We start from the raw sequence: 22,566 nt of genomic DNA on the forward strand, positions 1-22,566 counted from the left end.
GTCCGACAGCTGCCGCCGTCGTCTCGAGCGACATGCTTCCCTTTTCGGCCCGAACCAGCCAAAACCAGCCGCATGGCATCCCGCTCCGCCGTTTCGAAATCCACCAAGCCGAGGGCCTGGCAGCGCATGCTGTCCGGGCGCCGGCTCGACCTGCTCGATCCCTCGCCCTTCGATGTCGAGATCGAGGACATTGCCCATGGCCTTGCCCGCATCGCGCGCTGGAACGGCCAGACCACCGGTCGGCACATCTTTTCAGTGGCGCAGCATTCGGTGCTGGTCGCCGACATCGCCGCGCGGCTCGAGCCAGGCCTTGCGCCGCGCTGGCATCTGGCCGTCCTGCTGCACGACGCGCCCGAATATGTCATCGGCGACATGATCTCGCCGTTCAAGAGCATGATCGGCGGCGATTATCGCGCCGTGGAGGCGCGCCTGATGGCAGCCATCCACATCCGCTTCGGTCTGCCGGCCGAGCCGCCCGCCGAGATTACCGCGCTGACGAAACGCGCCGACAAGATCTCGGCTTTTCTGGAAGCCACCCAGTTGGCCGGATTCAGCCTGGAGGAGGCCTCCGGTATTTTCGGCACGCCGATCGGCGTCTTCGGCGGCGAGCGCGGCCTGCCGCCGGTGCTGGTGCCGCAGGATGCCGGGCGGGCCAAGGCTGCCTTCCTCGCGACGTTCCGCGCTTTGGAAGCGCAGACCTGAAACACGGTGTCGTCAAAACCATATCATTGTCGCAGAATCGCTGCGAAAATATGCTTCCTGAATGTCGTCGCTGCCGAAGGTCGCCGTCCCGTGAACGTCCATGTCTGCTCGCTCGCCCGCATTGCCGATACGGTTTCGGCGACGGGCGCGCAGCATCTGGTGACCCTGATCAATGCCGGTACGGCCGTGACCCGGCCGCACCTGATCCAGCCGGAGAACCATCTTTTCCTCGGCATGAACGACATCGTTGCGCCGATGGACGGTTATGTCGAACCGGGCGAACGCCATGTGCTGAGCCTGCTCGACTTCGTGCAGCGCTGGTGGGGGGAGGCGGGCCCCGCCCATCCCATCGTCATCCATTGCTGGGCCGGGATCAGCCGCTCGACGGCCGCGGCCTTCATCACCAGCTGTGCGCTCAATCCGCGCCGCGACGAGGCGGCGATCGCGAGCGAGCTGCGCGCCCGCAGCCCCAGCGCCACGCCCAATGCCCGGCTGGTGGCCATTGCCGATGGCCTGCTCGGCCGCAACGGGCGAATGACCGAGGCCATCGCGCGCATCGGTCGGGGCCGCGATGCATTCGAAGGCGAGCCGTTCTTCCTGCCGCTCGGCGCGTAATCGCAGGTTTCCGCCCGGAAACATCGGCGCACGGCGCGCCATCGGCCTGAAATCCACGCCTGTTTTCTGCGGAACGCACGCGTCCGGAGCCCAGGTGCTATGGTCGCGAATCGACCGATCGGGGGATCCCGCCGCGATGGAAATCGTCTTCGCAGTGCTCATTGGCCTCGGGCTCGTCCTTGGCGTGCCCATTCTGGCGATCATCGCCTTCGTCCGCTCGGGCGACCTGAAGCTGCGGCTTCAGGTCGTGGAGCGGCGGCTCGCCCAGTCCGAGACCGAGCTCCGCCTCGTGCGCGAGGCGATGGCCGCTGGCGCGCCGCCGGCGGCTGCTGCTCCGGCTCCCCCTCTGCGGACCGGGCCCGAGGCAGTGCCGGAAGCGCCGGACCTTGCCGAGGCCCAGCCCGCGCCGGAACCGGAGGCGGCGGCCGACCCCGTCCCCACTCCGGCGGCCGAGACCCGCCCGGCGCGCGGGCGGGTGCCGGTCATCGCAAGCGCGGGGCCGGTCGAGGTCATGGACCCGATCGCCGCGCCCTCGGAGCCGCAGCCGGCTGCGCCACTGCCTGCGCCACCGAAAAATCTCGGCGATCTCGAAGAGGCGATCGGTTCGCGCTGGGCGGTCTGGGTCGGCGCCATCGCGCTCGGCCTCGGCGGCATCTTCCTGGTGCGCTATTCGATCGAGCAGGGCCTGTTCGGCCCTGGCATGCGCATTACGCTCGGTTTCCTGTTCTCGCTCGCTCTGCTCGTCGGCGGCGAATGGCTGCGCCGCAGCGACAAGGGCCTGCCGACCTTGCCGGCGGCCGACATTCCCTCCGCGCTGACCGGCGCCGGTGCGGTGGCGGCTTTCGCCACCATCTATGCCGCCCATGCGCTCTACGGCTTCATCGGGCCGACCGCCACCTTCCTGGCGCTCGGCGCGGTCGGCGTCGGCACGCTGGTGCTCGCCGGACTGCATGGCCCCTTGCTCGGCGGCATCGGCCTCGTCGCGGCTTTCGCAGCGCCCTTCCTGGTCGAGACCGACGCGCCCAACCCATACGTCTTTCCGATCTATGCGGCCGTCATCACCACCGCCTGCTTCGCGCTGTCGTGGATCCGCGGCTGGGCCTGGCTGGCGCTCGGCGCGACCGCGGCCTCCTGCGGGCTCGGGACTATCGCCCTGTTCGGCACCGGCGGCGGCTCGAACGCCACCCTCGTCCAGGCGGCGGCCGGCCTTGCCGCGGCGGCGGTGTTTTTCGTGCCCGGCATCCATTTCGCGCGGCCGCGCGAACGGGGCATGGCGCCACGCGCCAGCCTGATCCTCTTCGCCTTTACCCTGCTCGGCGCGCTCGCGGCTCTCGAGGCGCGGCAGGGGGCCGTCGCCATGGTGCTCTTCGCGCTCATCGGCATCGCCGTCATGGCCCTGGTCTGGCGCGCACCGGCGGTCGTTCCGGCGCTGCCGGGCGCGGGGTTCGCGACGCTGCTGGTCATGCTCGGCTGGGTGGCCGGCTTCAAGCCCAGCCTCAATCCCGACGATCTCTTCGCCATCGCCGAGCCGCTGCCCGGCGTGCTGAGCCGCATCGTCTGGGCCGGGCTCGCCTTCGCCCTGCTCTACGGCATCGGCCCGGCGCTTCTGGCCGTCTACCGGCGCCAGGCCGAAGCCCGCACCGTTCTGATCCTGGCGGCGACCTCGGTGATCATGCCGCTCGGGCTGCTGGCCATCGTCTACGGCAAGGTCGAAGGCTTCATCATCTCGCCGCGCTTTGCCGCGCTCGCCATGGTCCTCGCCGCAAGCTTCGGCGTCATGACCGAGGCGACGCACCGCCTGCGCTCCGGCCGCCGGCCGGGCCTTGCCGGCGCCTCCGCCGTCTATGCGATCGGCGCGCTGGCGGGCGTCGCCTTCGCGTTGACCCTGCTTCTGCAGAAGGCCTGGCTGACCCTGGCGCTCGGCGCGCTGATCGCCGGCATCGCCTGGGTCTATACGCTGCGGCCGCTGCCGGCGCTGCGCTGGGTGGCCGCGCTCACCGGCATCGGCGTTCTGGCGCGCCTCGTCTGGGATCCGGCGATCCACGGCGGCGCCGTCGGCGAAACCATCATCGTCAACTGGCTGCTGCCCGGCTACGGCGTGCCGGCCCTGAGCGCCGCCGTGGCGGCCGTGCTGCTGCAGCGCCGGCGCGGCGAGGATGCGCCGGTCCAGATCCTGGAGGCGCTGGCCATGGTGTTCACCGCGCTCCTCGTCATCGTCGAGATCCGCCATGCCTTTGGCGCCTATGGCCGGCGGCTCATCACCCATGAGCTGAGCTTCGCCGAGGCGGCGACCCACACCGCCACCATCCTCGCCTTCGGTCTCGGCCTGTCGCGGCTTGCGGGGCTGCGCAAGGCCGCTGTCTGGCAGGGCGCGGCGCTGATCCTGCGCTACGGCTCCTGGGCCTGGATCGTGCTGGTGATGGGCCTGGTGGCCAATCCCTGGATCACCGGCGATCCGATCGGCCGCCACCCGGTCGTCAACTGGGCGCTGCTCGGTTATGGCCTGGCCGGTGTCCTGGCGCTCTTCGCCGCGCTCTACGAGCGCCGCGCCGGTCGGGACATCGAGGCGAAGGTCATGGCGCTGATGGGCTCGGGCCTGCTCTTCGCCTGGCTCAACACGACCATCGCGGCGGTCTTCCGCGGCCCGGTCGTGACCAACGGTTTCGCCTCGGATGCGGAGATCTATGCCTATTCGGCCGCCTGGCTTGCGCTCGGCATCGCCCTGCTCGTGGCCGGTGCCATCGTCCAGAGCCGGGTCCTCAGGCTGACCTCGGCCGCCCTTGTCGGGCTGACCGTGTTCAAGGTGTTCCTCTACGACATGGCCGGGCTGACCGGGCTCTGGCGCGCCCTGTCGTTCATCGGCCTCGGTCTCGTGCTGCTGCTGGTCGGGCGCATCTACCAGCGCGCCCTCGGCATTGCCGGCGGGCGTCGGCATCCGCCGGTCGTCGAGGAGGCCGGCGGCTGACCGGGGCACGTCACAGACGCGCGAGGCCCGCCTTGCCGTTTTCCGTGCCGAAGACGATCGCCTGGCCCTTGCCGCTCCAGGCGATCGCGCTCACCGGATCGCCGTCCGGCTCGCGCACCAGGATCTCGGCGCCGTCCTCGATGCGCGCCAGCAGGATCAGGCCGTCGGCGAAGCCGACCGCCACCACGGGCGCCGCTGGGTGGCCGGCGACCACGGTCACCTTGCCGCCGGCCTTGGCGGAAGGCGCGACCATGGTGGGATTGGCGCCCATCGGGCCGTTCTTGCCGCTGAACGGCCAGAGGATGGCCTCGCTCGCTCCCGAGGTCGCCAGGAATTTCGCGCCGACGGTCCAGTCGATCGAGCGCACCTTGCCGGGATAGCCGGACATGCGCATGTGCTGGCCGTCCTCCAGCCGCCAGCCGTGCAATTGCGGCTCCTGCATGGTGGTGACCACGAAGCGCTGGTCGGGGCTGACGACGACGCCGAGATGCGAGCCTTTCCAGGTCAGGCCGATGGGCTTGGCCTCGCTGTTCGGAAACCACAGGCTGACGCCGCCATAATGGGCGATGGCGAGGCGGAATCCCTTCGGAAAGAACGCGAGGCCGCCGGCGGCGGAGACGAGGTCGAGCCGCTTCGGCTCGCCCTTGCCCTGGCTTGCGAAGGCCTTGCGGCCGGCACTCCAGGCGACTGCGCCATTCGGGCCAAGGGCGACCTTGTCGATCCAGGTCCCGCCGCTGTCGTGAACGGTCGCCGCTCCCGTCTTCGGCGAGAATGTCACGACCTTGCCGTCGTCGCCGCCGGTCAGCAGGATCGCGCCGTCGGACGCGCTGGCAAGGATGCCGCCGTCATGCAGCGTCTCGCGCCGGTCGGTGTCGTCGGCAATCAGGATCTCGCCCGAGGCGAGCACCAGAACGGCGCTGTCGCCCAGAAAATGCGCGGAAAGGACGGTTTCGCCGGCCTCGATCGGGCGGACGCGTTCGCGGATGGAGGGGCGGGCGGGGCCGGATGCTGTGCTCATGCCGCCTTGCTAACCCATGCCGGCGATCCTGGCGAGAGCCTGCGATGCGAGGCAGCCGTCGCAAGGGCCTTTGACTCTTGCCCGGGCCTCGGCCATTTCAGCGAAAGGCAATGCATGGCCGGGCCGCGGGGCGGCACGGGCCGGATAGGAGCGATATCCTTGGCTGCAGGCACGCCCACCCAGATCTCGCCGACCCTCGGTTTCGACGCGATCGTCGACCTCGCCCGCGCCGTGCCGTTCCGGCCGCGGCTCAGCCGTTTCATCTTCATGCGCCACGGCGAGACCGAGGGGAACCGCAAGGGCATCTACCAGGCCGCCGATACGCCGCTCAACAGCGCCGGCGAAGCCCAGGCGGCCGAGGCAGCCGATCGCCTGGCACTCGCCTCGATCGTCCACGTGGCGGCGAGCCCGATGATGCGGGCCTGGCGCACCGCGGCGATCGTCACCGATGGGCGGGGTCTGACGCCGGAGCCGGACGGCGGGCTCGCCGAGCGCTATTTCCTGGGGCTTGCCGGCACGACGGTTGGCAAGATGGACTGGCGCGACGATCCCCCGGCCTGCGAAACCCTCGCCGCCTTCGTCCATCGCGCCGGCAACTGCCTGTCGCGCTGGCTGTCGCGCGAGGACGATCCGGAAGGCGACCTGATGCTGGTTGCCCATGGCGGCCAGCTCCTCGTGCTCGCCGCCCTGACCGGCGTCGATCTCAATGTCGAGCTGCGGCGCAATGCGACGCCGATCCTGTTCACCCGCTCGACAGGCGGCTGGGAAGCCGCGCCGATCGGCTGACCGCCGCCCGGCCATCGCGCGAGTGCATTTGTATTGACCGGTCGATCGTCAGTTCCCGATCAGAACCTCTGGGCGGCTTGGCATCCGGCCGAGCTGGCGCGCCGGCTCGGCATCGTGTCGCGGCCCTGGTGTGTGGTCGGCGGCTGGGCGCTCGATCTCTGGCACGGCGCCGTCACGCGCCCGCATGAGGACCTGGAATTCACCGTGCTGCGCGAGGACCTCGGCGCCTTCCGGCAGGCCCTCGGTGATCTGGCATTCTATGCCGTGCACGAGGGACAGCTTGCGCCGCTGGCGGCCGATTGGGAGCCCGCGCCGGAGATCGAGCAGATCTGGTGCTTCGATCATGCGGCCGGTTGCTGGCGGGCCGACATGATGATCGAACCGGGAAAACCCGACCTCTGGGTCTGCAAGCGCGCGGCTGCGCTTGCGCGGCCGCGTTCCGACATGGTGGCGCGGACGGCGGACGGAATCCCCTATCTCAATCCCGCCGCCGTCCTTCTGTTCAAGGCCAAATACCGGCGGCCGAAGGACGAGGTGGATTTTGCAGGGGCGGCGCCGAAACTGCCGCCCGGTGCGCGCCACTGGCTGAAGCTGGCCCTGGCGCACGTGCATCCCGGCCACGACTGGATCGCGGCGCTGTAGCGATCGGCGCCCGCGGCGATCGATCGCGCTCCGACCGGCCGCAAGCGATGGCGATCGACATGGTCTTGCCGTCTGCCGTTGCCATGATCGCCGACGAAGGGAACCGAAGCATATGGTCCTCGACGGTCATCTCAGATCTCTTGTCGAGCGCTGGGCGCTCGCGCCGGATGGCGAGCCGATCGTGACGCGGTCGAGCCGGCTTCTGCCAGTCCTGCAGGGCGGCAGGCCGGCTATGCTGAAGGTCGCGACCGAGCCCGAGGAAAAATGGGGTGCCGGTCTGATGGTCTGGTGGGACGGGATCGGTGCTGCGCGCGTGCTCGCGCATGAAGGCGACGCCATCCTGATCGAGCGCGCGACCGGCAGCCGCTCGCTGGCCGACATGGCAAGGCACGGCGAGGACGACAGGGCGAGCCGGATCATCTGTGAGACGGTGGCCAGGCTCCATGCGCCGCGCCAAGCGCCGCCGCCGGACCTCGTCCCGCTGTCCGTGCGGTTCCGCGCACTCCTGTCGACGGGCGCGGGCGGCATGTTCGCCCGATGTGCGGATGCGGCGCGTCTGCTGCTGGCGGAGCCGCGCGACGTCGTTCCACTGCATGGCGACGTCCACCACGGCAATATTCTCGATTTCGGCGACCGGGGCTGGCTCGCCATCGATCCGAAACGGCTCGAGGGCGAACGCGGTTTCGACCATGCCAATCTCTTCTGCAATCCCGATCATGCGATCGCCCTGACGCCGGGCCGCCTGGCCCGGCAGGCGGATGTGGTTGCGCGGGCCGCGCATCTCGAACGCCGGCGCCTGCTGCACTGGATTCTCGCCTGGGCCGGGCTCTCGGCCGTCTGGCTGATCGAGGACGGCGCGACGGAGCATGTCGCGCCGACGCTCCGTATTGCGGAGATTGCGGCGGCCGAGATCGCCAGGAGTTGACGGCCGCGCGGGCCGCCGGCGGTCAGAAGCCGTAGAGCCGCGCCGGATTGTCCACCAGAATGGCCTTGCGGACCACGGCATCGGGCGCCCAGACCGCCAGCTGGTTGAGCACGGCGCCGTCGTCGATCCGCAGCAGCGGCGTGACGTCGGTCGCGGCCTTGCCCGGCGGCGTGACCGAATCCGGATGCGGCCAATCCGTGCCCCAGACGAGGCGTTCCCGGTTGGCCGCGATCAGCGCCTGCGCCAGCGGCACGACGTCGGCATAGTCGGGCGCGCGGCTGGAAGCCCGGTAGGCGCCGGAGATCTTGACATAGGCCTTGCCGGATCTGACGAGATCCAGAAGCTCGGGAAAGCCCGGCTGATCGACGCCGCGCGCGGCCTCGGCGCCGCCGAAATGATCGAACACCACGGGCACGGGCGCATCGGCGACGAGATCCTTGATCGCCGCGATGACCGGCGGTGTCGTATAGATCTGAACGTGCCAGCCACGTGCCTTCATCCGGTCGGCGGCGGCCTGGAAGCGCTGGCGCGCGACCTGCGGGTCGCTGACGCCGCTGGTGGCAAGGTTCAGGCGGATGCCGCGAAACCCCTGGCCGTGCAGCTTGTCGAGATCCTGGTCGGTCGTCTTCTCGTCGATGACGGCCACCCCGCGTGCGCTGGTGCCGCGCGCCGCGATGCCGAAGATGGTCGCGCCATTGTCGGCGCCGTAGACGCTCGGCGTGACGATGACGACGCGTTCGATGCCGAGCGCCTTGTGCAACGCAGCCATCTCCTCCGGGGAGGCCGGCTCGGGTGTGTAGACTCGGCCGGCGAAGAAGGGAAAGCGTGCCGGGTCGCCATGGATATGGGTGTGGCAGTCGCAGGCCCCGGCCGGGACGTCGAAAGCGACGGCATTTGCGGGCTGGGATGGCCCGGCCAGGACCGATCGGTTGTTCATGCCAGCACCAACCACGAGTGATGAGAGAAGAAGCCCGCGCCTGTTCATCATGGATATCACATCCCCGATCGCACGCGTCCACCGGCAAGCTTGCCCGTTCTGAACCGTGCCGGCAATCCTTTGAACGCACAGGGGCGGCTGTCGGATCCGCTGCCACTCGTCCGTCCGGGAAGGACGGCAGCCGCCACTGCGACGGGGGCTTGGCCGCAAAGGCATGGGGACGACGGCTGCGACGAAGGCGCCCTGGGCATGGCTCGCCACATGGATGTCATCGGGCCTTGGCGGGAACTCACGGAGCATGGGGCCGTTTTCCGGACATCGACGCCGCAATGGATGCTCCAGGAGCGGCTTGCGGCCCAATCCCCGATCCCGAGACACGAGGAGGCCGTCATGCAGGTGAGCGACGCCATGACGCGCGATGTGCGCGTCGCCAATGCCGAAGAGACGATCGAACAGGCGGCCCGGCTGATGGCCGGGCTCGATGTCGGCATGTTGCCGGTAGGCAAGGATAACCGCCTGATTGGAATGATCACCGACCGGGATATTGCCGTGCGTGCCGTGGCCCAAGGCAAGGGGCCGGGAACGAAAGTGCGCGATGTCATGACCGATGACGTCAAATATTGCTTCGCGGATCAGCAGATCGCCGAAGTGACGGTCAATATGGGCGACATCCAGGTGCGCCGCCTGCCGGTTCTCGATCGCGACAAGCAACTGGTCGGAATTCTTTCGCTCGGCGACGTCGCCGCGGCCGCCAGGGACGGCGCGGCCGGTGAAGCGCTGGCCGGCATCTCCCGTCCGGGCGGGGCGCACAGCCAGACCGGATAGGAGGAATGGCGCCGTGCCGGACGGCGCGGCAGGCGCGTCCCATGGCGGAAAGATCGGACACGTCCGGCAAGGGAGGCGGTGAGGGCTTGTCGCCCCGCGCCAGGAGACAGTGCGGCGCGACGACGGAGGCAATCATGACGGTGAGGATCGTCCAGTTTCTCGCGATCGTGGCGTCCGCGCTCGCCCTCGTCCCTGCGGGAGCGCATCTCGCCGCCTTGCCCAACAAGATCGGCTTGCCAGAAGCCGATTATTTCACCGTCCAGGGCATCTATCGGGGATGGGTCGTCCTGGGCTGGCTCTGGCCTGCAGCCCTCCTTCTGAACGCGGGGCTCGCGATCCTGGTGCGGTCGCAGGCGGTACCCTTCTGGCTGACGCTCGTCGCCGCGCTCTGTTTCGTACTCATGCTCCTGATCTTCGTTATCTGGACGCAGCCGGCGAACCAGGTGACCGAGAACTGGACGACGGTTCCCGCCAACTGGGAAACACGCAGGCGGCAGTGGGAATATTCGCACGCGGCGAATACGGCGATCGCATTCGTCGCGCTGTGCCTTGCGACCTTGTCGGCGCTCGCATGGCAGCCGGAAGGTTCGTAGCGCCGCCAAATGAGGCGGCATCGGACAGTGCGCTCGCTTTGACGGCCGGATCGCAACGGATCGGAGATCGTCACCAGGTCGGCGCGCGCCGCGCGGTTGCTGAACGCCCAGCATAGACGACCGGCGGGCCGAGACCAATGGGCGGGCGTGCCGGCGCCGCGGTTGAGACGGGCCGAAGCGGCGGCGAAGCTGGCGAGGATGCGCATTGCTGCCCGGCCTGCCGGTTGGGCCAGCCTCGCCGCCACGGCGCCTTCACGCGTCCGGCCCGGCGAACAGGATGAGATTGCCGTCCGGATCGAGGACGATAAAGGTCATGGCACCCCAGGACTCCCTGCGGAGCGGCTGGTGGAACGGCACGCCGGCGGCCCGGATGGTCAGGAACAGCTGCTCGATCTCATCCCTCGTGTCGACCGTGATCGCGGCGGAGAGGAGATGCTCGCGTGTCCTGACATCGCCGACGAAGACCGGCTCGCAGACCCGCCGCAGGGCGATGAGGGCGCGGTCGCGCCGGACCTGGCCGTAGAAGGGTGGATGGCCATGGACGAAATCGACGGTGAAGCCGAGCTTTTCGGTGAAGAAGGCGCATGAGGCCGCGATGTCGGCGACGAACAATGGGGCCGCGATCGACGTGAGGATGGGACGCCGGGCGGGCTGTTGGTCGCGATCGGTCATCGACCGTGCTCCTGCCTTGAGCGGCTGCCAGCTCTCGAACCCGGGCCGGCGGGCCCACCAGGACCTGCGCAACACAGCGCCGCAAGCGTCGCCGAGACGGCGGACGCTGTCAACGGCCGCCAGCGAGGCGACAGGTCGTGAGGCCTGTCGGGCGTGGTCGGCCCGGTGCCATGGTCATGAAAGGCTCGCTCGCCATCCCTGTCTGCGCGTAGAACATCGTCAGCTTGCGCTCGCCGAGCGCCTTGGGGCAGGGCACGTCATGGATCTCGACGATTTTCGCTTGCTGTGTGCCGCCGTCGACCGCGGCGGCATCGCGCCGGCGGCCAGGGAATGCGGGCTGTCGCCCTCCATGGCGAGCCGCCGCATCGCCGCGCTCGAACGGACGATGGGTGCCAAGCTCCTGCTGCGCACGACGCGCTCGCTGGCGCCGACCGAGGCGGGCGAGGCGCTGCTGTCCTGGGCGCGCTCGGCGCTCGTCGACTGGGGCCGCGTGCGCGACGAGATCGGCGCCATGCAGGGGCAGGCGGCAGGCCTCGTGCGGCTGGCGACCAACGACTACGCCGCCTCCGCCTATTTGCCGGCGATCCTTGCAAGCTTCGCAAGACGCCAGCCGGAGATCCGCGTCGCCATTTCCATCGCGCAGGAACCGGCCCGGCTGCTCGACGGCGCTTGCGACCTCGCGGTGCATGCGGGGCGGCGGCCCGACGCCGAGCTGATCGGCCGCCGGATCTACGAATACAGCCGGCGGCTGGTCGCCGCGCCGTCCTATCTCGCCTCCCGCCCCGCTCCCAGGACGCCGGCGGAGGTCGCGCGGCACCTCTGCCTGACCCATACGGTGAGCGAGCCGTCGGAATGGACCTTCGAGGCGGCGGACGGCACGCTCCACGCCCAGCGCATCCACTCGTACATGGCCTGCGACAGCTGGACCATGCTGCTGGAGCTGGCGGTCGCCGGCATCGGCATTGCGCGACTGTCGGACTCGCTGGTGCGCCAGCCGATCGCCGAGGGGCGGCTCGTCGAGCTCCTGCCGCATATGCGGTCCGTCTATGCCGACGGCGATCCGCCGGCCATGTGGGTGCTGGTCGCCCATCGCAGCGTGCCGCTGCGCACGCGGCTCCTGGCCGATCATATCGCGCAGGAGCTGCTGGCACTTCATCGTAGCAATCGCCGCTAAGTCTCGTTCTGACGCGTTGTCTCCGCGCGGCCCGGTCGCCGCTTCCCGCGAAAGCGCAATGGCGTCTCAGTCGTGCAGATTCTGCACGAACGTCGATCGTCCTCGCTCCCTATTCCGGTCCCGCTGCCTGCCGCAGTCTAGGGCCGGCAGAAGCAAGGGGGAGGGCCGGGGTGCCGCAGTTCATCACCGCCGATACCGGCGGGACGTTCACCGACGTGACCGTCTATGACACCGAGGCCGGGCATATCCGTTTCGGCAAGACGCTGACGACCTATGGCGATCTGGTCGATGGCGTCGTCGCCGGCATCGCCGAGGCGAAGGGGGCGGCGCGCGATGCGGCCTGGCTTCGCCACGGCACGACCCATGTCATCAACGCCTTCCTCCAGCGCCGGGGCGCGCGGGTCGCGCTGGTCGCGACGCGCGGCTTTCGGGACGTCCTGGAGATCGGCCGCGGCAACCGCCCGGTGCCCTTCGACACCCGGCGCCGGCGCCAGCCACCGCTGGTTCCGCGAGCCTTGCGCTTCGAGGTGACCGAGCGCATCGGTTCGGATGGAACGGTGATCGAGGCGCTGGCGGAGGAGGAGATCGAGGCGCTCGCCGCCGCGCTGAAGGCGGCGGACGTGCAGGCCGTCGCGGTCGCCCTGCTGAACGCCTATGCGAACCCGGCCCACGAACAGCGGGTCGCGGCGCTTCTGAAGGCGCGGCTGCCGGGCGTCTACGTCACCGCGGCGACCGCGCTCTCGCGCGAATGGTTCGAATACGAACGCTCCTCGACCGCTGCCGCCAATGCCTATGTCGGCCCGGCCATCGCCCGCTATGTCGACGGCTTCTCGAAGCGGCTGTCCCGTGAAGGGTTTGCCGGCAGCTTCGCCATGATGGGCTCAAATGGCGGCATCATGCCGTTCGACGCATCGGTCGAGCGACCGGTGTCGCTGGTCGAGTCCGGTCCGATCGGCGGCGTGATCGCTGCGGCGGAATATGCCCGCAGCCTCGGCCTCGAACGTGTCGTCGCCTTCGACATGGGCGGCACCACGGCGAAATGCGCGCTGGTCGAGAAGGGCGAATTCGACGTGCAGCAGACCTATTGGGTCGGCGGCTACGAACAGGGCTTCCCGATCCGCAGCCCGGTTCTCGATATCGTCGAGGTCGGCGCGGGCGGCGGCTCGATCGCCTGGGTCGATGCCCAGGGCCGGCTGCGCGTCGGTCCGGAGAGCGCGGGCTCGGAACCGGGGCCGGCCTGCTTCGGCCGCGGCGGCCTGGAGCCGACCGTCACCGACGCCAATCTCGCGCTCGGCCGCATCGGCCACGGGTCGTTCCTGGGCGGCCAGCTCAAGCTCGACCGTGACGCAGCCCTCCGCGCCATCGGCGAGCGTGTCGGCGATCCGCTCGGTTATGGCAGCGACGTCACGGCCACGACGCGTGTCGCGCGCGGCATCCTCGACCTCGCGACGACCCTGATGGCCGGCGCGATCAAGGAGATCACCGTCGCACGCGGCCACGACGTGCGCGATTTCGCCCTGCTGGTGTTCGGCGGCGGCGGCCCGATCTTCGGCGCGGAGCTCGCCCGGCAGCTCGGTATCCGCACCGTGGTCGTGCCACCGCAACCCGGCAATTTCTCGGCCGTCGGCATGCTGCTGGCCCAGGCACGCATCGACCTCGCCCGCACGCTCCTTGCCGATCTCTCGGCGGAGGGCATGGCCGCGCTGACGGAGGTGCACCGGGAGCTGGAAAGCGAGGCGCGGGCGGCCGCGACGCGCGAATTCGGCAGCGAGCCGGCGATGCTCGCCTGGCAGGCCGACATGCGCTACCGCGGCCAGCGTCACACCGTGACGGTCGGCTTCGACGGCGAGCCGTCGGGCGAGGCGCTGCTCGCCGCCTTCGAGGCGACCTATGCCAGGCGCTTCGGACGTGTCCTCGGCCAGGGTTTCTCGCCCGAAGTGGTCGGGCTGCGGGTGATCGCGCAGGGCGATGCCTCGCGGCCGGCGCTCTCGGCCCTCGCCGTCCTTCCCGCGCCGGCGGACCAGGCGCCGCGCCACGCGACACGGCGGCTCCACGTGCGCTCGCGCGGCTTTGTCGATGCGCCGGTCTGGCGCCGCGACGACCTGCCGGCCGGCTTTGCGATCGCCGGGCCGGCCGTCGTCGAGGAATACAGCTCGACGCTGCTGATCGGCGAAGGCGATACGGCCGTCGTCGGAGCGCTCGGCGAGATCACCATTTCCATCGGACAGGATTGAGGGGCCGATCATGAGCGATGCTCTCGCCGAAGCCGGCGCCGATCCGATCGAGATCGAGATCCTGCGCCACGAAATCCTGTCGATCCCGAACCAGATCGAGCGCAACATCGAGCGCAGCGCCTTCAGTCCGCTCGTCCAGGAATACAAGGACTATTCGGTCGGCCTGGTCGATGCGGAGGGGGCGCTGGTCGCCCAGTCGCGCGGCAGCCTGCCGATCTTCGTCGCCAATGCGCTTGGCACCGGCGTGCGCGAGGCGCTCACGGTCCACGGCGCCGATGCGCTCCTGCACGGCGATGCCGTGCTGACCAACTCGCCGGCGACGCTCGGCCAGCACCTCAACAATGTGGTCCTGCTCACGCCCGTCCGCGAGGGCGGCGAGGCCAACGGCCCGCTGCTCGGCTTCTTCTGCGTCCTCGTCCACTGGATCGACGTCGGCGGATCGACGCCCGGCTCCAGCACCGGCACGGAGACCACCGACGTCTGGCAGGAAGGGCTGCAGCTGCCCTGCATGCGCCTGCTCGACCGCGGACGGCGGATCGACGACGTCTTCCGGCTCTGCGCGGCCAACAGCCGCTTCCCGCGCCTCCTCCTTGGCGATCTCGAGGCGCAGCTCGCCGGCTGCCTGCTCGGCCGCGACCTGATGCTGGACATCCTGCGGCGGAGAGGAGTGCCGCTGGTGCGGGCGACGCTTGCGACCATGCGGACGCAGGCGCGGGCCGCCGCCGCCGGCGTGATCGCTGCGGCGAAGCCAGGCCTCCATGTCGCCGAGAGCTTCCTCGATGGCGAGAAGGGCGTGCGCGTGCCGATCCGCGTCGCGGTGCGGGCCGCCGAGGGGCGCCTGACCGTCGATCTCTCCGGCCTCGGGCCGCAGATGGCCGGGCCCTCGAATGCCGGCCGCAATGGCGGCGCGGTCGCCGCCGCCCGCATCGCGGCAAAATACGTGCTGACGCCGCAGGAGCCGGTGAACCAGGGCGACTTCGACCTCCTGGAGGTCGAGGCGCCGGACGGCACCTTCCTCACCGCCAGCGCGGATGCGCCGATCGGCGGCTCCGGCAACACCATCCCGACCGTCGTCGATACCATCCTGAAGGCGCTGGGCGAGGCCCTGCCGGACCATGTCGCGGCCGCCCATCACGGCACCTATGGCGTGCACACCTTCTTCGGCCGTCTGCCCCGCAGCGGCGAACTGTTCGCCAATCTCGATACGGCGACGGGCGGCTGGGGCGCCACGGCCGACGAGGATGGCGCCTTTCCGCTGCGCTCGAACGCCCATGGCGACGTGCCCGACATTCCCGCCGAAATGCAGGAGGCGCTCTATCCGTTCCTGCTGCTTTCGAAGGCTCTGCGGCCGGACAGCGGCGGCGCCGGCCGCCGCCGTGGCGGTCTGGGCATCGAGAAGCATTACCGCATTCTCGCGTCCTGCAAGGTGAGCCTCAAATTCGAACGCGGCCAGTGCCCGCCCTGGGGATTGGCCGGCGGCGGGGCCGGCGCGACCTGCTTCGTCGAGATCATCCGCGCCGGTGGCGAGACGACGCGCGCCTGGAAAGGCACGTTCAGCCTCGAGGCCGGGGACCGGCTGCTCATCGTCTCGGGCGGGGGAGGCGGCTACGGGCCGCCGCACGAACGCGAGATCGACCGTGTGCTGGCGGATGTCGAGGCCGGCTATGTGACGTCAGCCCATGCGGCGGAAGCCTATGGCGTCATCATCGACGCGGCCGGCGTGCCGGATATGGAAGCCACCCGCGAACGACGGGCGGCTCTGGCACGACAATGAAAACGATCAATATGGGAGGGAATGACATGGACAGGATGGGGATCAGCAGGCGGACCGTGCTGGGCGCCGGGGCGGCGCTCATGGCGAGCGGCGGCGGCGCCGGCGCGCAGGCCTGGCCGAGCCGTATCGTGCAGATCCTGGTCGGCTTCGGTGCGGGCGGCGTGAGCGACGTCGCCACGCGCCTGCTCGCCGAGGGGCTGCGTCCGATGATCGGACAGTCGATCGTGATCGAGAACCGCGCGGGTGCCAGCGGCATGATCGCGGCCGGCGTCGTCGCCCGGTCGGCGCCGGACGGCCACATGCTGCTCGGCATGCCGGGAACGGTGACGATCGTGCCATCGGTGATGAGAGACCTGCCGATCGACGTCCTCAAGGACCTGGACCCGATCACCATCTTCGCGACCTCGCCCAACGTGATGATCGTGAAGGCCGACGCGCCGGAGCGCGACCTGCGGGCCTTCGTTGCGGCCGCGAAGGCGAAACCCCCGGAGGACATCGCCTATGCCTCGTCTGGCCTCGGCACGACCGTCCATCTGATGGCGGGCATGGTGGAGCGGGCGGCGGGTATCCGCATGCGGCACGTGCCGTTCCGCAGCTCGGCCGATTCCATCCGCTCGGTCATGGCCGGCGAACTGCCGCTCGTCTTCTCCTCTGTGAATTCCGCGCTTCCCTTCATCCAGTCCGGCGCCGTCAGGGCGCTCGGCATTGCGACGCCGAAGCGGTCCACGTTCCTGCCCGACGTCCCGACCTTCGACGAGCAGGGCCTGGCCGGCGTGCAGTCCGACACCTGGTTCGGACTGGCGGGCCCGGCGGGAATGCCGCGGCCGCTGGTCGAGGAGATTGCCGGCCTGTGCGACAAGGCGATGGCCGATCCGGCGATGCGCGCCCGCCTGGCGGCGCTCGGCGCGGAGCCCGTCGGCCTCGGACCTCAGGCGGCGCGGCTGCAGATGGAGCGCGAGGTGAAGATGTTCGCGGAGCTCGCGGCCGCCATGGGCATTCGCCGCGAGCAATAGGAGGGCCGCCATGAAGTTCGGGACATTCAGGCATCGGGGCGTCGAGCGGCTGGGCGTCGCCCACGACGGCGACACCAGGCTGTTCGACCTTGCGCTCGCGGCCGGGCGCGCGGGGATCGACGGCACGGCGTTCGCGTCGATGCTGGACCTCATCGATGGCGGCGACCGGGCGCTCGATGCCGCGCGGCGGCTCTTCGCCGATCGCGTCGCGGAGGCCGACCTGTCGCATGAGGTCGGCCGTGTCGAGCTGATGGCGCCGCTGCCCGTGCCGCGGCAGATGCGCGACGCCATGTCGTTTCCCCTGCACATTCTCCAGGGCCCGCGCGGCAGCGCGCGGCTGGCGGCGCTGGCGAGAGGCGATGTGGCCGAGGCCGCGCGCATCGCGGCCGAGCCGCTCGGCGAATTGCCTGAAGTCTATCGGCAGGTGCCGATCTACTACATCACCAACCGCTTCACCGTCGGCGCGCCGGGCTCCGTCGTGACATGGCCGAAATACAGCGAGGTGATGGACTACGAACTGGAATTCGGCTGCATCACCAAGACGAAGGGCACCGATATCAGCGCCGCAAGGGCGAAGGACCATATTTTCGGCTTCACCATCTTCAACGATTTCTCGGCCCGCGACGCGCAGCGCATCGAGATGGCCGGACGGCTCGGTCCGGCCAAGGGCAAGAGCTTCAATGGCGGCAATGTGCTCGGCCCCTGGATCGTCACCTATGACGAGATCGGTGATCCCTATCGCCTGCGCATGCAGGCGCGCGTCAACGGCGAGACGCGCTGCGATTCCGATACGAGCGGCATGCTGTATTCGTTCGAGGAGATCATCGCCCACATGTCGAAGGACGAGACCCTCATGCCGGGCGAGTTCATCGGATCGGGCACGGTGGGCAATGGCTGCGGTCTCGAGACCGGGACGTTCCTCGAGGACGGCGACCGGATCGAGCTCGACGTCGAGAAGATCGGCATCCTCGCCAACGAGGTCAGGCGGCAGGCTGGCTGACCCGCCGATCCGGGCCTGGCCAGGGATGGGGCGGCCGCGAGCCCTGCCGGCAGGGCCGCTTCAGCCGAATTCGCGCTTCACCGCCTCGGTGTGGGCGCCGAGCGCGGGCACCGGGCCGAAGGCCGGCAATTCGCGGTCATGCAGGGCGCCGGGCGCCAGCATGCGTTTCGTCCCGGCCGGCGTATCGACGGCGATGTGGAGGTTCTGCGGGTGGTTCTTCAGGTCTTCGAGCGAGGAGACCCGGCCATAGGCGATCTTCGCCGCCTCCAGCCGTCCGGCGATGGTTTCGCGCGGCGCCGTGGCGAAGGCGGCGACAATGATCGCATCGAGCGCGGCACGGTTGGCGACGCGCGCGACATTGTCGGCAAAGCGCGGATCGATCGCGATGGCGGCATCGCCGAGCACCTTGGCGCAGAGCGCGGCCCATTCCCGCTCGTTCTGGATCGAGAACAGGATCGGCTTGCCGTCGGAGCAGGGATAGGCGCCATAGGGCGCGATGGTCGGATGGTTGAGGCCCGAGCGCTCGGGATAGATGCCGCCATAGGCATATTGCAGATAGGGCACGTTCATCCAGTCGGCGAGGGCATGAAACAGCGACACCGCGATGTGCCGGCCCTTGCCGGTGACGGATCGGCCGATCAGCGCCTGCAGGATCGCCTGGAAGGCGGTCATGCCGGCGGCGATGTCGCAGACCGAGACGCCGACCCGTGCGCGCGAAGCGCCGTCGCCGGTGATCTCGGCAAGGCCGGTCTCCGCCTGCACCAGCAGGTCATAGGCCTTGAGGTCCTTGCGCGGGCCGTCCTCGCCATAGCCGGAAATGGAGCAGGTGATCAGCCGGGGATTGTCGCGCCGCAGCGTTTCCGGGTCGAGACCGAGCCGGGCGAGCGCACCGGGCGCGAGGTTCTGGATGAACACGTCCGCCCTGGCGATCATCCGCCTGAGGGTCGCCTGGTCGGCCGGATCCTTGAGATCCATGACCACCGATTCCTTGCCGCGGTTGAGCCAGACGAAATAGGCGCTCTCGCCATCGACCGCCCGGTCGTAGCGGCGGGCGAAATCGCCTTCCTCGCGCTCGATCTTGATCACCCGCGCGCCGGCATCGGCGAGCCGGCTCGCCGCATAGGGCGCGGCCACGGCCTGCTCGACCGAGACGACGAGGAGGCCCGAAAGGTCAGCTTGGGCTGCGGCGGTCATGAACGATCACTCCGGCGGCGGACGTGCCCTCCTTAGAGCCGTCGGCCGCCGAGACCAAGCCCCGCCGTGCATGGCGCGTCAGCGCAGGCCGTCCCACTTGGCGATGCCGGACTGCTCGAGCCCGCCCATGCGGGCATGCGGCCGGCCGCCGGTGGTCATGGCGAGCGCGAACAGGATCTCGTCGGCGCGCGGCGCGTCGGCCACCGTCACGGTGATGCCGTCGAAATGGCTGCGCACATAGGCGGCGTCCTTGTGATGGATCGGCACGTCGAGGCTCGCGCCCATGGCGCCGACCTTGGTCATCGAGGGCACGATGGCAAGGGCCTGGCCGAGCAGCTCGCGCATCGCGTAGCCGCCGGGCACGTGCCAGAGCGCGCCGTGTTCCAGCTCGCCGTCGGCGCCGACCAGCGAGCCCTTGCCATAGGCCTCGATCGCCTTGGCCTCGCCCCCGAGCGCGCCGAGCAGCTTGGTCGAACATTCGAGGCCGAGCGGCTTCAACTCCTCCATCATGCCCGTCAGCTCGGCCTCGTAGCGGCCGGCAAAGGGGTTCTTCAGGATGCAGGCGACGAAACCCTTGAGGATCGGCCGATCGAGCTTCGGGCCACCGTCATGGCGCACCTCCTCGACCCCGACGACGATCTTGCGGACATTGATGGTCATGGCCTGAGCTCCCTCATGCGTGTGAACGGACCGAGCGTGACCACCTCGCCGCGCAAGGCGAGGGCGGCGTCACGGATCAGTCCGCGTTTGCGAAACTGGTCGGCGCGCTGGCGCCCGGCTTCGAGCGCGGCGGCGATCTCGTCGCCGGTAAGCTCGCCGACCGAGACCGTCACGGGCAGGTCGCCGAGGTCGCTGTCGGGATCGAGCGCCGAGGCGGGCCGGCGGCCGACGGCCGGATGATCGAGATCGACCGTATTGGCGATCAGCGTCGCCGCCGCATCGGCTGTCGCGGCATCGCGCGCCAGCACGGTGACGGAATCGGCGATGCCCAGCGAGAAGGAGCGGCCCTGCGCGCCCGATGTCGCAAGCCCGCCGATGCCGTCGCCGTGGCCGAGCGTCAGCCGGCCGTTGAGGGCGGGGATGGGACCGCGCGAGAAATCGGCGGCAAGCGCGATCTCCAATCTCTCGCCCTCGGTCAGGTGCACGGCAATGTCGCCGCCATTGTTGACGAAGGCCCGGTCGAGCGGCGCCGCCTCGGTCATGACCCACAGGATTTCGTCGGCGACCGCGCCGGCGACCGCCGCCATCGGCGTGAGAAACACGCCCGTATGCGGCCGGCAGGCCGTCACCATGCGCTGGGCAACGGGCGTCTCGACCTGGGGCCGTGCGCTCATCGGCTTGCGCAGCTCGGCGAGCTCGCCGGTCAGTTCGGGCAGGACGGTCTGGAAGCGGGCGACGGCCGCGTCATAGGCTTCGCGCAGGGCGCTCGCGGCCCCCCAGGCCCGCAGCACGAGGTCGATCGGCCCGTGCTGCAGGTGCAGCCGGTTGCCGTCCAGCCACTGTGCCGAGGCCCTCTCCCACATGGTTCAGCCGAGCCTGGCCAGGAGATGGGTCAATGTCTGCGCTTCCTCGGCGCTGAGCGGGGCCAGCGTCCGCTCGCTCACCTCGAAGCCGCGCGCCTTCATCGCCGTCACCGTCTCGCGGCCGAAATCGGTCAGCTCCAGCAGCACCAGCCGCGCGTCGTTCGGGTCGACCGACGGCGATACGAACCCGCGCTTGGCGAGCCGGCCGGCGACGCCGAACATGGTGGCCGGATCGATGCCGACCAGCCGGCCGAGTGCGTTCTGCGAGGTGGGCCCGAGATCGTGCAGCTTGGCGAGCGCGGCATATTGCACCGGCGTCACGTCGAAGCCCTCCATCACCTGGTCGAAAATGGCGCTGGCGCGCTGGTGCGCGCGCCGGATCAGGTGGCCGATCTGATCTTCCAGGACATAATCGCGTGGCGCCGCATCGGCGCTGGAAAGCGCTGTGGCCTGTCGCTTCAGGGTCATGCACGGCCTCCTGCAAAGGGCCAGGGATTGTCGCTGGCCCAGCCGTCGATGCGGGCCTCAGGCGCGACGTCCCGCAGGACGGCGTCGATCGAGACGACATCCTCCATATGTCCGCCGAGCCGCTCGTAGAGCGCCCGGGGCAGGGTGAACTCGATGGGGGCGACGATGGCCGGCGTCGGCACATAGCCGAAGGCGTTCTTCGGCAGCCGCGTGACATCGGCCATGACGGTGATGCCGCCGCCGGGCCAGAGATAGACGGGCGCGCCGCCCATGGTGACGCGCGTCTCGCCGCTCGCGACCGAACGGGTCAGCAGGACCGGGTTCTCGGTGACCCCGGCACGCAGCGAGCCGCCAGCGCCGGCCATGAACAGCACCGTGCAGCGCGAGGGCTCGCAGTTCTCGCCGATGCGGTCGACCACCTTCATCACCGGCTCGGGAATGGCCGCCGGCACGGGCCTGAGCTCGTCGTCGAGCACGCAATAGAGAAAGTGCTCGCCGGTGGTCGAGGTCATCAGCAGCCTGAGGCCCGGCCAGGCCGTTTCGGGATCGATCTTCTGGATGATCGACAGGGGCTCGTCGATATCCGTGCCACCCCAGCCGATGCCGGGATTGGCCACCTGGAAATAGCGGCCGGGGGTCGACTTGCGGCCGCGCACGCGAATGCCCGACGGGCGCATGTCGAGCACCCGGCCGGCCTGGTGCTCGGTCAGGACGCCGGTGATGTGGTCGTCGACGACGATCACCTCGTCGACATGGCCGAGCCACTGCTTGGCGAAGATGCCGACGGTCGCCGACCCGCAGCCGACGCGCATGCGCTGCTCGGGCTTGCCGTCGACGAGCGGCGCCGCATCGGCCGCCACCACCACCTCATGGCCGCCGTCGATGGTCATGGCGACGGCCTCGCCCGCGCACAGCTTCAGCATCGTGTCGCAGGTGACGTTGCCTTCCTTTTTCGAGCCTCCGGTCAGGTGCCGGACGCCGCCGATCGACAGCATCTGCGAGCCGTATTCGGCGGTCGTGACATGGCCGACCTGCTCGCCGCCGACCCGGACCGGCGCGGCTTCCGGGCCAAGATGGCGGTCGGTGTCGATCTTCACCTTGACGCCGCAATAGCTGAAGATGCCCTCGGTGACGACGGTCACCGTATCGACGCCGTCGTGCTCGGCCGAGACGATGAACGGGGCCGGCTTGTAGTCGGGATAGGTCGTGCCCGAGCCGATGCCGGTGACGAAGGTGCGGCCGGGGTCGAGCGGCTGGCCGTCCCAGTCGTTGCGGCCGAATTCGACGAGTTTGCCGCTGTCCTCGACCGCCTTGGCGAGCAGCACCACCGGGTCGGTGCGGACGAGCTGGCCGTCCTCGTTGGCATAGCGCGAGCAGGCGCCGGCGCGGCCCGGCCGAATGCGGCAGAGCACAGGGCAGGCGTCGCAGCGCAGAATGCCGTCGGCCTCGGCGGCGCCGAACTTCTTCGAGCGGGCTTCGCGGGAGAGCTGGTCTGTCGCGGTCATG

The 22,566-nt window shown here is 69.7% G+C and carries 21 protein-coding genes; 13 read left to right on the plus strand and 8 right to left on the minus strand.

Features of this window, described 5'->3' with window-relative positions; translation table 11 throughout:
* Positions 1–72: 72 nt before the first annotated feature.
* From OZ671_RS05520 to OZ671_RS05530, 3 genes are all read left to right on the plus strand, one after another.
* Positions 73–702 carry an HD family hydrolase gene (locus OZ671_RS05520; protein WP_268859803.1) on the plus strand — a complete coding sequence of 210 codons (630 nt, stop codon included), beginning with the start codon at positions 73–75 and terminating at the stop codon, positions 700–702.
* Positions 703–792: 90 nt separating this feature from the next.
* A complete protein-coding gene (locus OZ671_RS05525; protein ID WP_268859804.1) occupies positions 793–1,317 on the plus strand; it encodes a tyrosine phosphatase family protein in 525 nt (174 codons plus the stop codon).
* 136 nt (positions 1,318–1,453) lie between these two features.
* Positions 1,454–4,282, plus strand: coding sequence for a DUF2339 domain-containing protein (locus OZ671_RS05530; RefSeq protein ID WP_268859805.1), 2,829 nt, complete (start codon positions 1,454–1,456; stop codon positions 4,280–4,282).
* 10 nt (positions 4,283–4,292) lie between these two features.
* Here OZ671_RS05530 and OZ671_RS05535 read toward each other — a convergent pair whose 3' ends face one another.
* Positions 4,293–5,300, minus strand: a complete 1,008-nt coding sequence (locus tag OZ671_RS05535) for a WD40 repeat domain-containing protein (protein WP_268859806.1) — start codon at positions 5,298–5,300, stop codon at positions 4,293–4,295.
* 159 nt (positions 5,301–5,459) lie between these two features.
* Between OZ671_RS05535 and OZ671_RS05540 the strand changes: the two genes are divergently transcribed.
* The 3 genes from OZ671_RS05540 to OZ671_RS05550 all read left to right on the plus strand — a co-directional run bounded on the left by OZ671_RS05540 (position 5,460) and on the right by OZ671_RS05550 (position 7,653).
* Entirely contained in the window at positions 5,460–6,086 is a 627-nt protein-coding gene (locus tag OZ671_RS05540; RefSeq protein WP_268859807.1) for a histidine phosphatase family protein, read from the plus strand.
* Between the two features lie 33 nt (positions 6,087–6,119).
* The gene (locus OZ671_RS05545) at positions 6,120–6,728 is read left to right on the plus strand and encodes an amino acid transporter (protein ID WP_268859808.1); all 609 of its coding nucleotides are present in this window, start codon (positions 6,120–6,122) and stop codon (positions 6,726–6,728) included.
* Between the two features lie 112 nt (positions 6,729–6,840).
* Positions 6,841–7,653, plus strand: coding sequence for an aminoglycoside phosphotransferase family protein (locus tag OZ671_RS05550; RefSeq protein ID WP_268859809.1), 813 nt, complete (start codon positions 6,841–6,843; stop codon positions 7,651–7,653).
* Positions 7,654–7,675: 22 nt separating this feature from the next.
* Here the strand turns inward: OZ671_RS05550 and OZ671_RS05555 are convergent, their stop codons facing one another.
* On the minus strand, positions 7,676–8,641 hold the full coding sequence (locus OZ671_RS05555; protein WP_268859810.1) for an amidohydrolase family protein: 966 nt from the start codon (positions 8,639–8,641) through the stop codon (positions 7,676–7,678).
* A 339-nt stretch (positions 8,642–8,980) separates the two neighbouring features.
* Between OZ671_RS05555 and OZ671_RS05560 the strand changes: the two genes are divergently transcribed.
* Both OZ671_RS05560 and OZ671_RS05565 read left to right on the plus strand, forming a co-directional pair.
* Positions 8,981–9,415, plus strand: a complete 435-nt coding sequence (locus OZ671_RS05560) for a CBS domain-containing protein (protein ID WP_268859811.1) — start codon at positions 8,981–8,983, stop codon at positions 9,413–9,415.
* 134 nt (positions 9,416–9,549) lie between these two features.
* Positions 9,550–10,008 (plus strand): DUF1772 domain-containing protein, encoded by a 459-nt coding sequence (locus tag OZ671_RS05565; protein WP_268859812.1) that lies wholly within the window; start codon positions 9,550–9,552, stop codon positions 10,006–10,008.
* A 252-nt stretch (positions 10,009–10,260) separates the two neighbouring features.
* Here the strand turns inward: OZ671_RS05565 and OZ671_RS05570 are convergent, their stop codons facing one another.
* The gene (locus tag OZ671_RS05570; RefSeq protein ID WP_442957054.1) at positions 10,261–10,680 is read right to left on the minus strand and encodes a VOC family protein; all 420 of its coding nucleotides are present in this window, start codon (positions 10,678–10,680) and stop codon (positions 10,261–10,263) included.
* A 259-nt stretch (positions 10,681–10,939) separates the two neighbouring features.
* Between OZ671_RS05570 and OZ671_RS05575 the strand changes: the two genes are divergently transcribed.
* The 5 genes from OZ671_RS05575 to OZ671_RS05595 all read left to right on the plus strand — a co-directional run bounded on the left by OZ671_RS05575 (position 10,940) and on the right by OZ671_RS05595 (position 17,875).
* Positions 10,940–11,854 carry a LysR family transcriptional regulator gene (locus tag OZ671_RS05575; RefSeq protein ID WP_268859813.1) on the plus strand — a complete coding sequence of 305 codons (915 nt, stop codon included), beginning with the start codon at positions 10,940–10,942 and terminating at the stop codon, positions 11,852–11,854.
* Positions 11,855–12,024: 170 nt separating this feature from the next.
* Complete coding sequence (locus OZ671_RS05580; protein WP_268859814.1) at positions 12,025–14,088, plus strand: hydantoinase/oxoprolinase family protein; 2,064 nt, start codon at positions 12,025–12,027, stop codon at positions 14,086–14,088.
* Positions 14,089–14,098: 10 nt separating this feature from the next.
* A complete protein-coding gene (locus tag OZ671_RS05585) occupies positions 14,099–15,862 on the plus strand; it encodes a hydantoinase B/oxoprolinase family protein (protein ID WP_268859815.1) in 1,764 nt (587 codons plus the stop codon).
* Between the two features lie 26 nt (positions 15,863–15,888).
* Positions 15,889–16,875: a Bug family tripartite tricarboxylate transporter substrate binding protein gene (locus OZ671_RS05590; protein WP_268859816.1), complete on the plus strand. Its 987-nt coding sequence runs from the start codon at positions 15,889–15,891 to the stop codon at positions 16,873–16,875.
* Positions 16,876–16,885: 10 nt separating this feature from the next.
* On the plus strand, positions 16,886–17,875 hold the full coding sequence (locus tag OZ671_RS05595; RefSeq protein WP_268859817.1) for a fumarylacetoacetate hydrolase family protein: 990 nt from the start codon (positions 16,886–16,888) through the stop codon (positions 17,873–17,875).
* 60 nt (positions 17,876–17,935) lie between these two features.
* On the opposite strand, the gene OZ671_RS05600 is transcribed toward OZ671_RS05595, so the two are convergent.
* The 5 genes from OZ671_RS05600 to OZ671_RS05620 form a co-directional block, all read right to left on the minus strand.
* Positions 17,936–19,069 carry a CaiB/BaiF CoA transferase family protein gene (locus OZ671_RS05600; RefSeq protein ID WP_268859818.1) on the minus strand — a complete coding sequence of 378 codons (1,134 nt, stop codon included), beginning with the start codon at positions 19,067–19,069 and terminating at the stop codon, positions 17,936–17,938.
* A gap of 78 nt (positions 19,070–19,147) precedes the next feature.
* A complete protein-coding gene (locus tag OZ671_RS05605; RefSeq protein ID WP_268859819.1) occupies positions 19,148–19,729 on the minus strand; it encodes an amino acid synthesis family protein in 582 nt (193 codons plus the stop codon).
* A complete protein-coding gene (locus tag OZ671_RS05610; RefSeq protein ID WP_268859820.1) occupies positions 19,726–20,592 on the minus strand; it encodes a UPF0280 family protein in 867 nt (288 codons plus the stop codon). The genes OZ671_RS05605 and OZ671_RS05610 overlap by 4 nt, the downstream gene beginning before the upstream one ends.
* Before the next feature lie 3 nt (positions 20,593–20,595).
* A complete protein-coding gene (locus OZ671_RS05615; RefSeq protein WP_268859821.1) occupies positions 20,596–21,060 on the minus strand; it encodes a MarR family winged helix-turn-helix transcriptional regulator in 465 nt (154 codons plus the stop codon).
* Positions 21,057–22,565, minus strand: coding sequence for a 6-hydroxynicotinate reductase (locus tag OZ671_RS05620; RefSeq protein ID WP_268859822.1), 1,509 nt, complete (start codon positions 22,563–22,565; stop codon positions 21,057–21,059). The genes OZ671_RS05615 and OZ671_RS05620 overlap by 4 nt, the downstream gene beginning before the upstream one ends.
* Position 22,566: the final 1 nt, after the last annotated feature.

Origin of the sequence: Phreatobacter sp. AB_2022a (assembly GCF_026847585.1) — a bacterium.
Taxonomy (GTDB): Bacteria; Pseudomonadota; Alphaproteobacteria; order Rhizobiales; family Phreatobacteraceae; genus Phreatobacter.

What these genes read in the sequence shown, in the direction of transcription:
- OZ671_RS05560 (WP_268859811.1), top strand. Translation starts at nt 8,981, where the DNA reads ATGCAGGTGAGCGACGCCATGACGCGCGATGTGCGCGTCGCCAATGCC.
- OZ671_RS05595 (WP_268859817.1), top strand. Translation starts at nt 16,886, where the DNA reads ATGAAGTTCGGGACATTCAGGCATCGGGGCGTCGAGCGGCTGGGCGTC.
- OZ671_RS05530 (WP_268859805.1), top strand. Translation starts at nt 1,454, where the DNA reads ATGGAAATCGTCTTCGCAGTGCTCATTGGCCTCGGGCTCGTCCTTGGC.
- OZ671_RS05600 (WP_268859818.1), bottom strand. Translation starts at nt 19,069, where the DNA reads ATGACCGCCGCAGCCCAAGCTGACCTTTCGGGCCTCCTCGTCGTCTCG.
- OZ671_RS05555 (WP_268859810.1), bottom strand. Translation starts at nt 8,641, where the DNA reads ATGATGAACAGGCGCGGGCTTCTTCTCTCATCACTCGTGGTTGGTGCT.
- OZ671_RS05535 (WP_268859806.1), bottom strand. Translation starts at nt 5,300, where the DNA reads ATGAGCACAGCATCCGGCCCCGCCCGCCCCTCCATCCGCGAACGCGTC.
- OZ671_RS05605 (WP_268859819.1), bottom strand. Translation starts at nt 19,729, where the DNA reads ATGACCATCAATGTCCGCAAGATCGTCGTCGGGGTCGAGGAGGTGCGC.
- OZ671_RS05550 (WP_268859809.1), top strand. Translation starts at nt 6,841, where the DNA reads ATGGTCCTCGACGGTCATCTCAGATCTCTTGTCGAGCGCTGGGCGCTC.
- OZ671_RS05575 (WP_268859813.1), top strand. Translation starts at nt 10,940, where the DNA reads ATGGATCTCGACGATTTTCGCTTGCTGTGTGCCGCCGTCGACCGCGGC.
- OZ671_RS05585 (WP_268859815.1), top strand. Translation starts at nt 14,099, where the DNA reads ATGAGCGATGCTCTCGCCGAAGCCGGCGCCGATCCGATCGAGATCGAG.
- OZ671_RS05565 (WP_268859812.1), top strand. Translation starts at nt 9,550, where the DNA reads ATGACGGTGAGGATCGTCCAGTTTCTCGCGATCGTGGCGTCCGCGCTC.
- OZ671_RS05520 (WP_268859803.1), top strand. Translation starts at nt 73, where the DNA reads ATGGCATCCCGCTCCGCCGTTTCGAAATCCACCAAGCCGAGGGCCTGG.
- OZ671_RS05610 (WP_268859820.1), bottom strand. Translation starts at nt 20,592, where the DNA reads ATGTGGGAGAGGGCCTCGGCACAGTGGCTGGACGGCAACCGGCTGCAC.
- OZ671_RS05570 (WP_442957054.1), bottom strand. Translation starts at nt 10,680, where the DNA reads ATGACCGATCGCGACCAACAGCCCGCCCGGCGTCCCATCCTCACGTCG.
- OZ671_RS05615 (WP_268859821.1), bottom strand. Translation starts at nt 21,060, where the DNA reads ATGACCCTGAAGCGACAGGCCACAGCGCTTTCCAGCGCCGATGCGGCG.
- OZ671_RS05620 (WP_268859822.1), bottom strand. Translation starts at nt 22,565, where the DNA reads ATGACCGCGACAGACCAGCTCTCCCGCGAAGCCCGCTCGAAGAAGTTC.
- OZ671_RS05590 (WP_268859816.1), top strand. Translation starts at nt 15,889, where the DNA reads ATGGACAGGATGGGGATCAGCAGGCGGACCGTGCTGGGCGCCGGGGCG.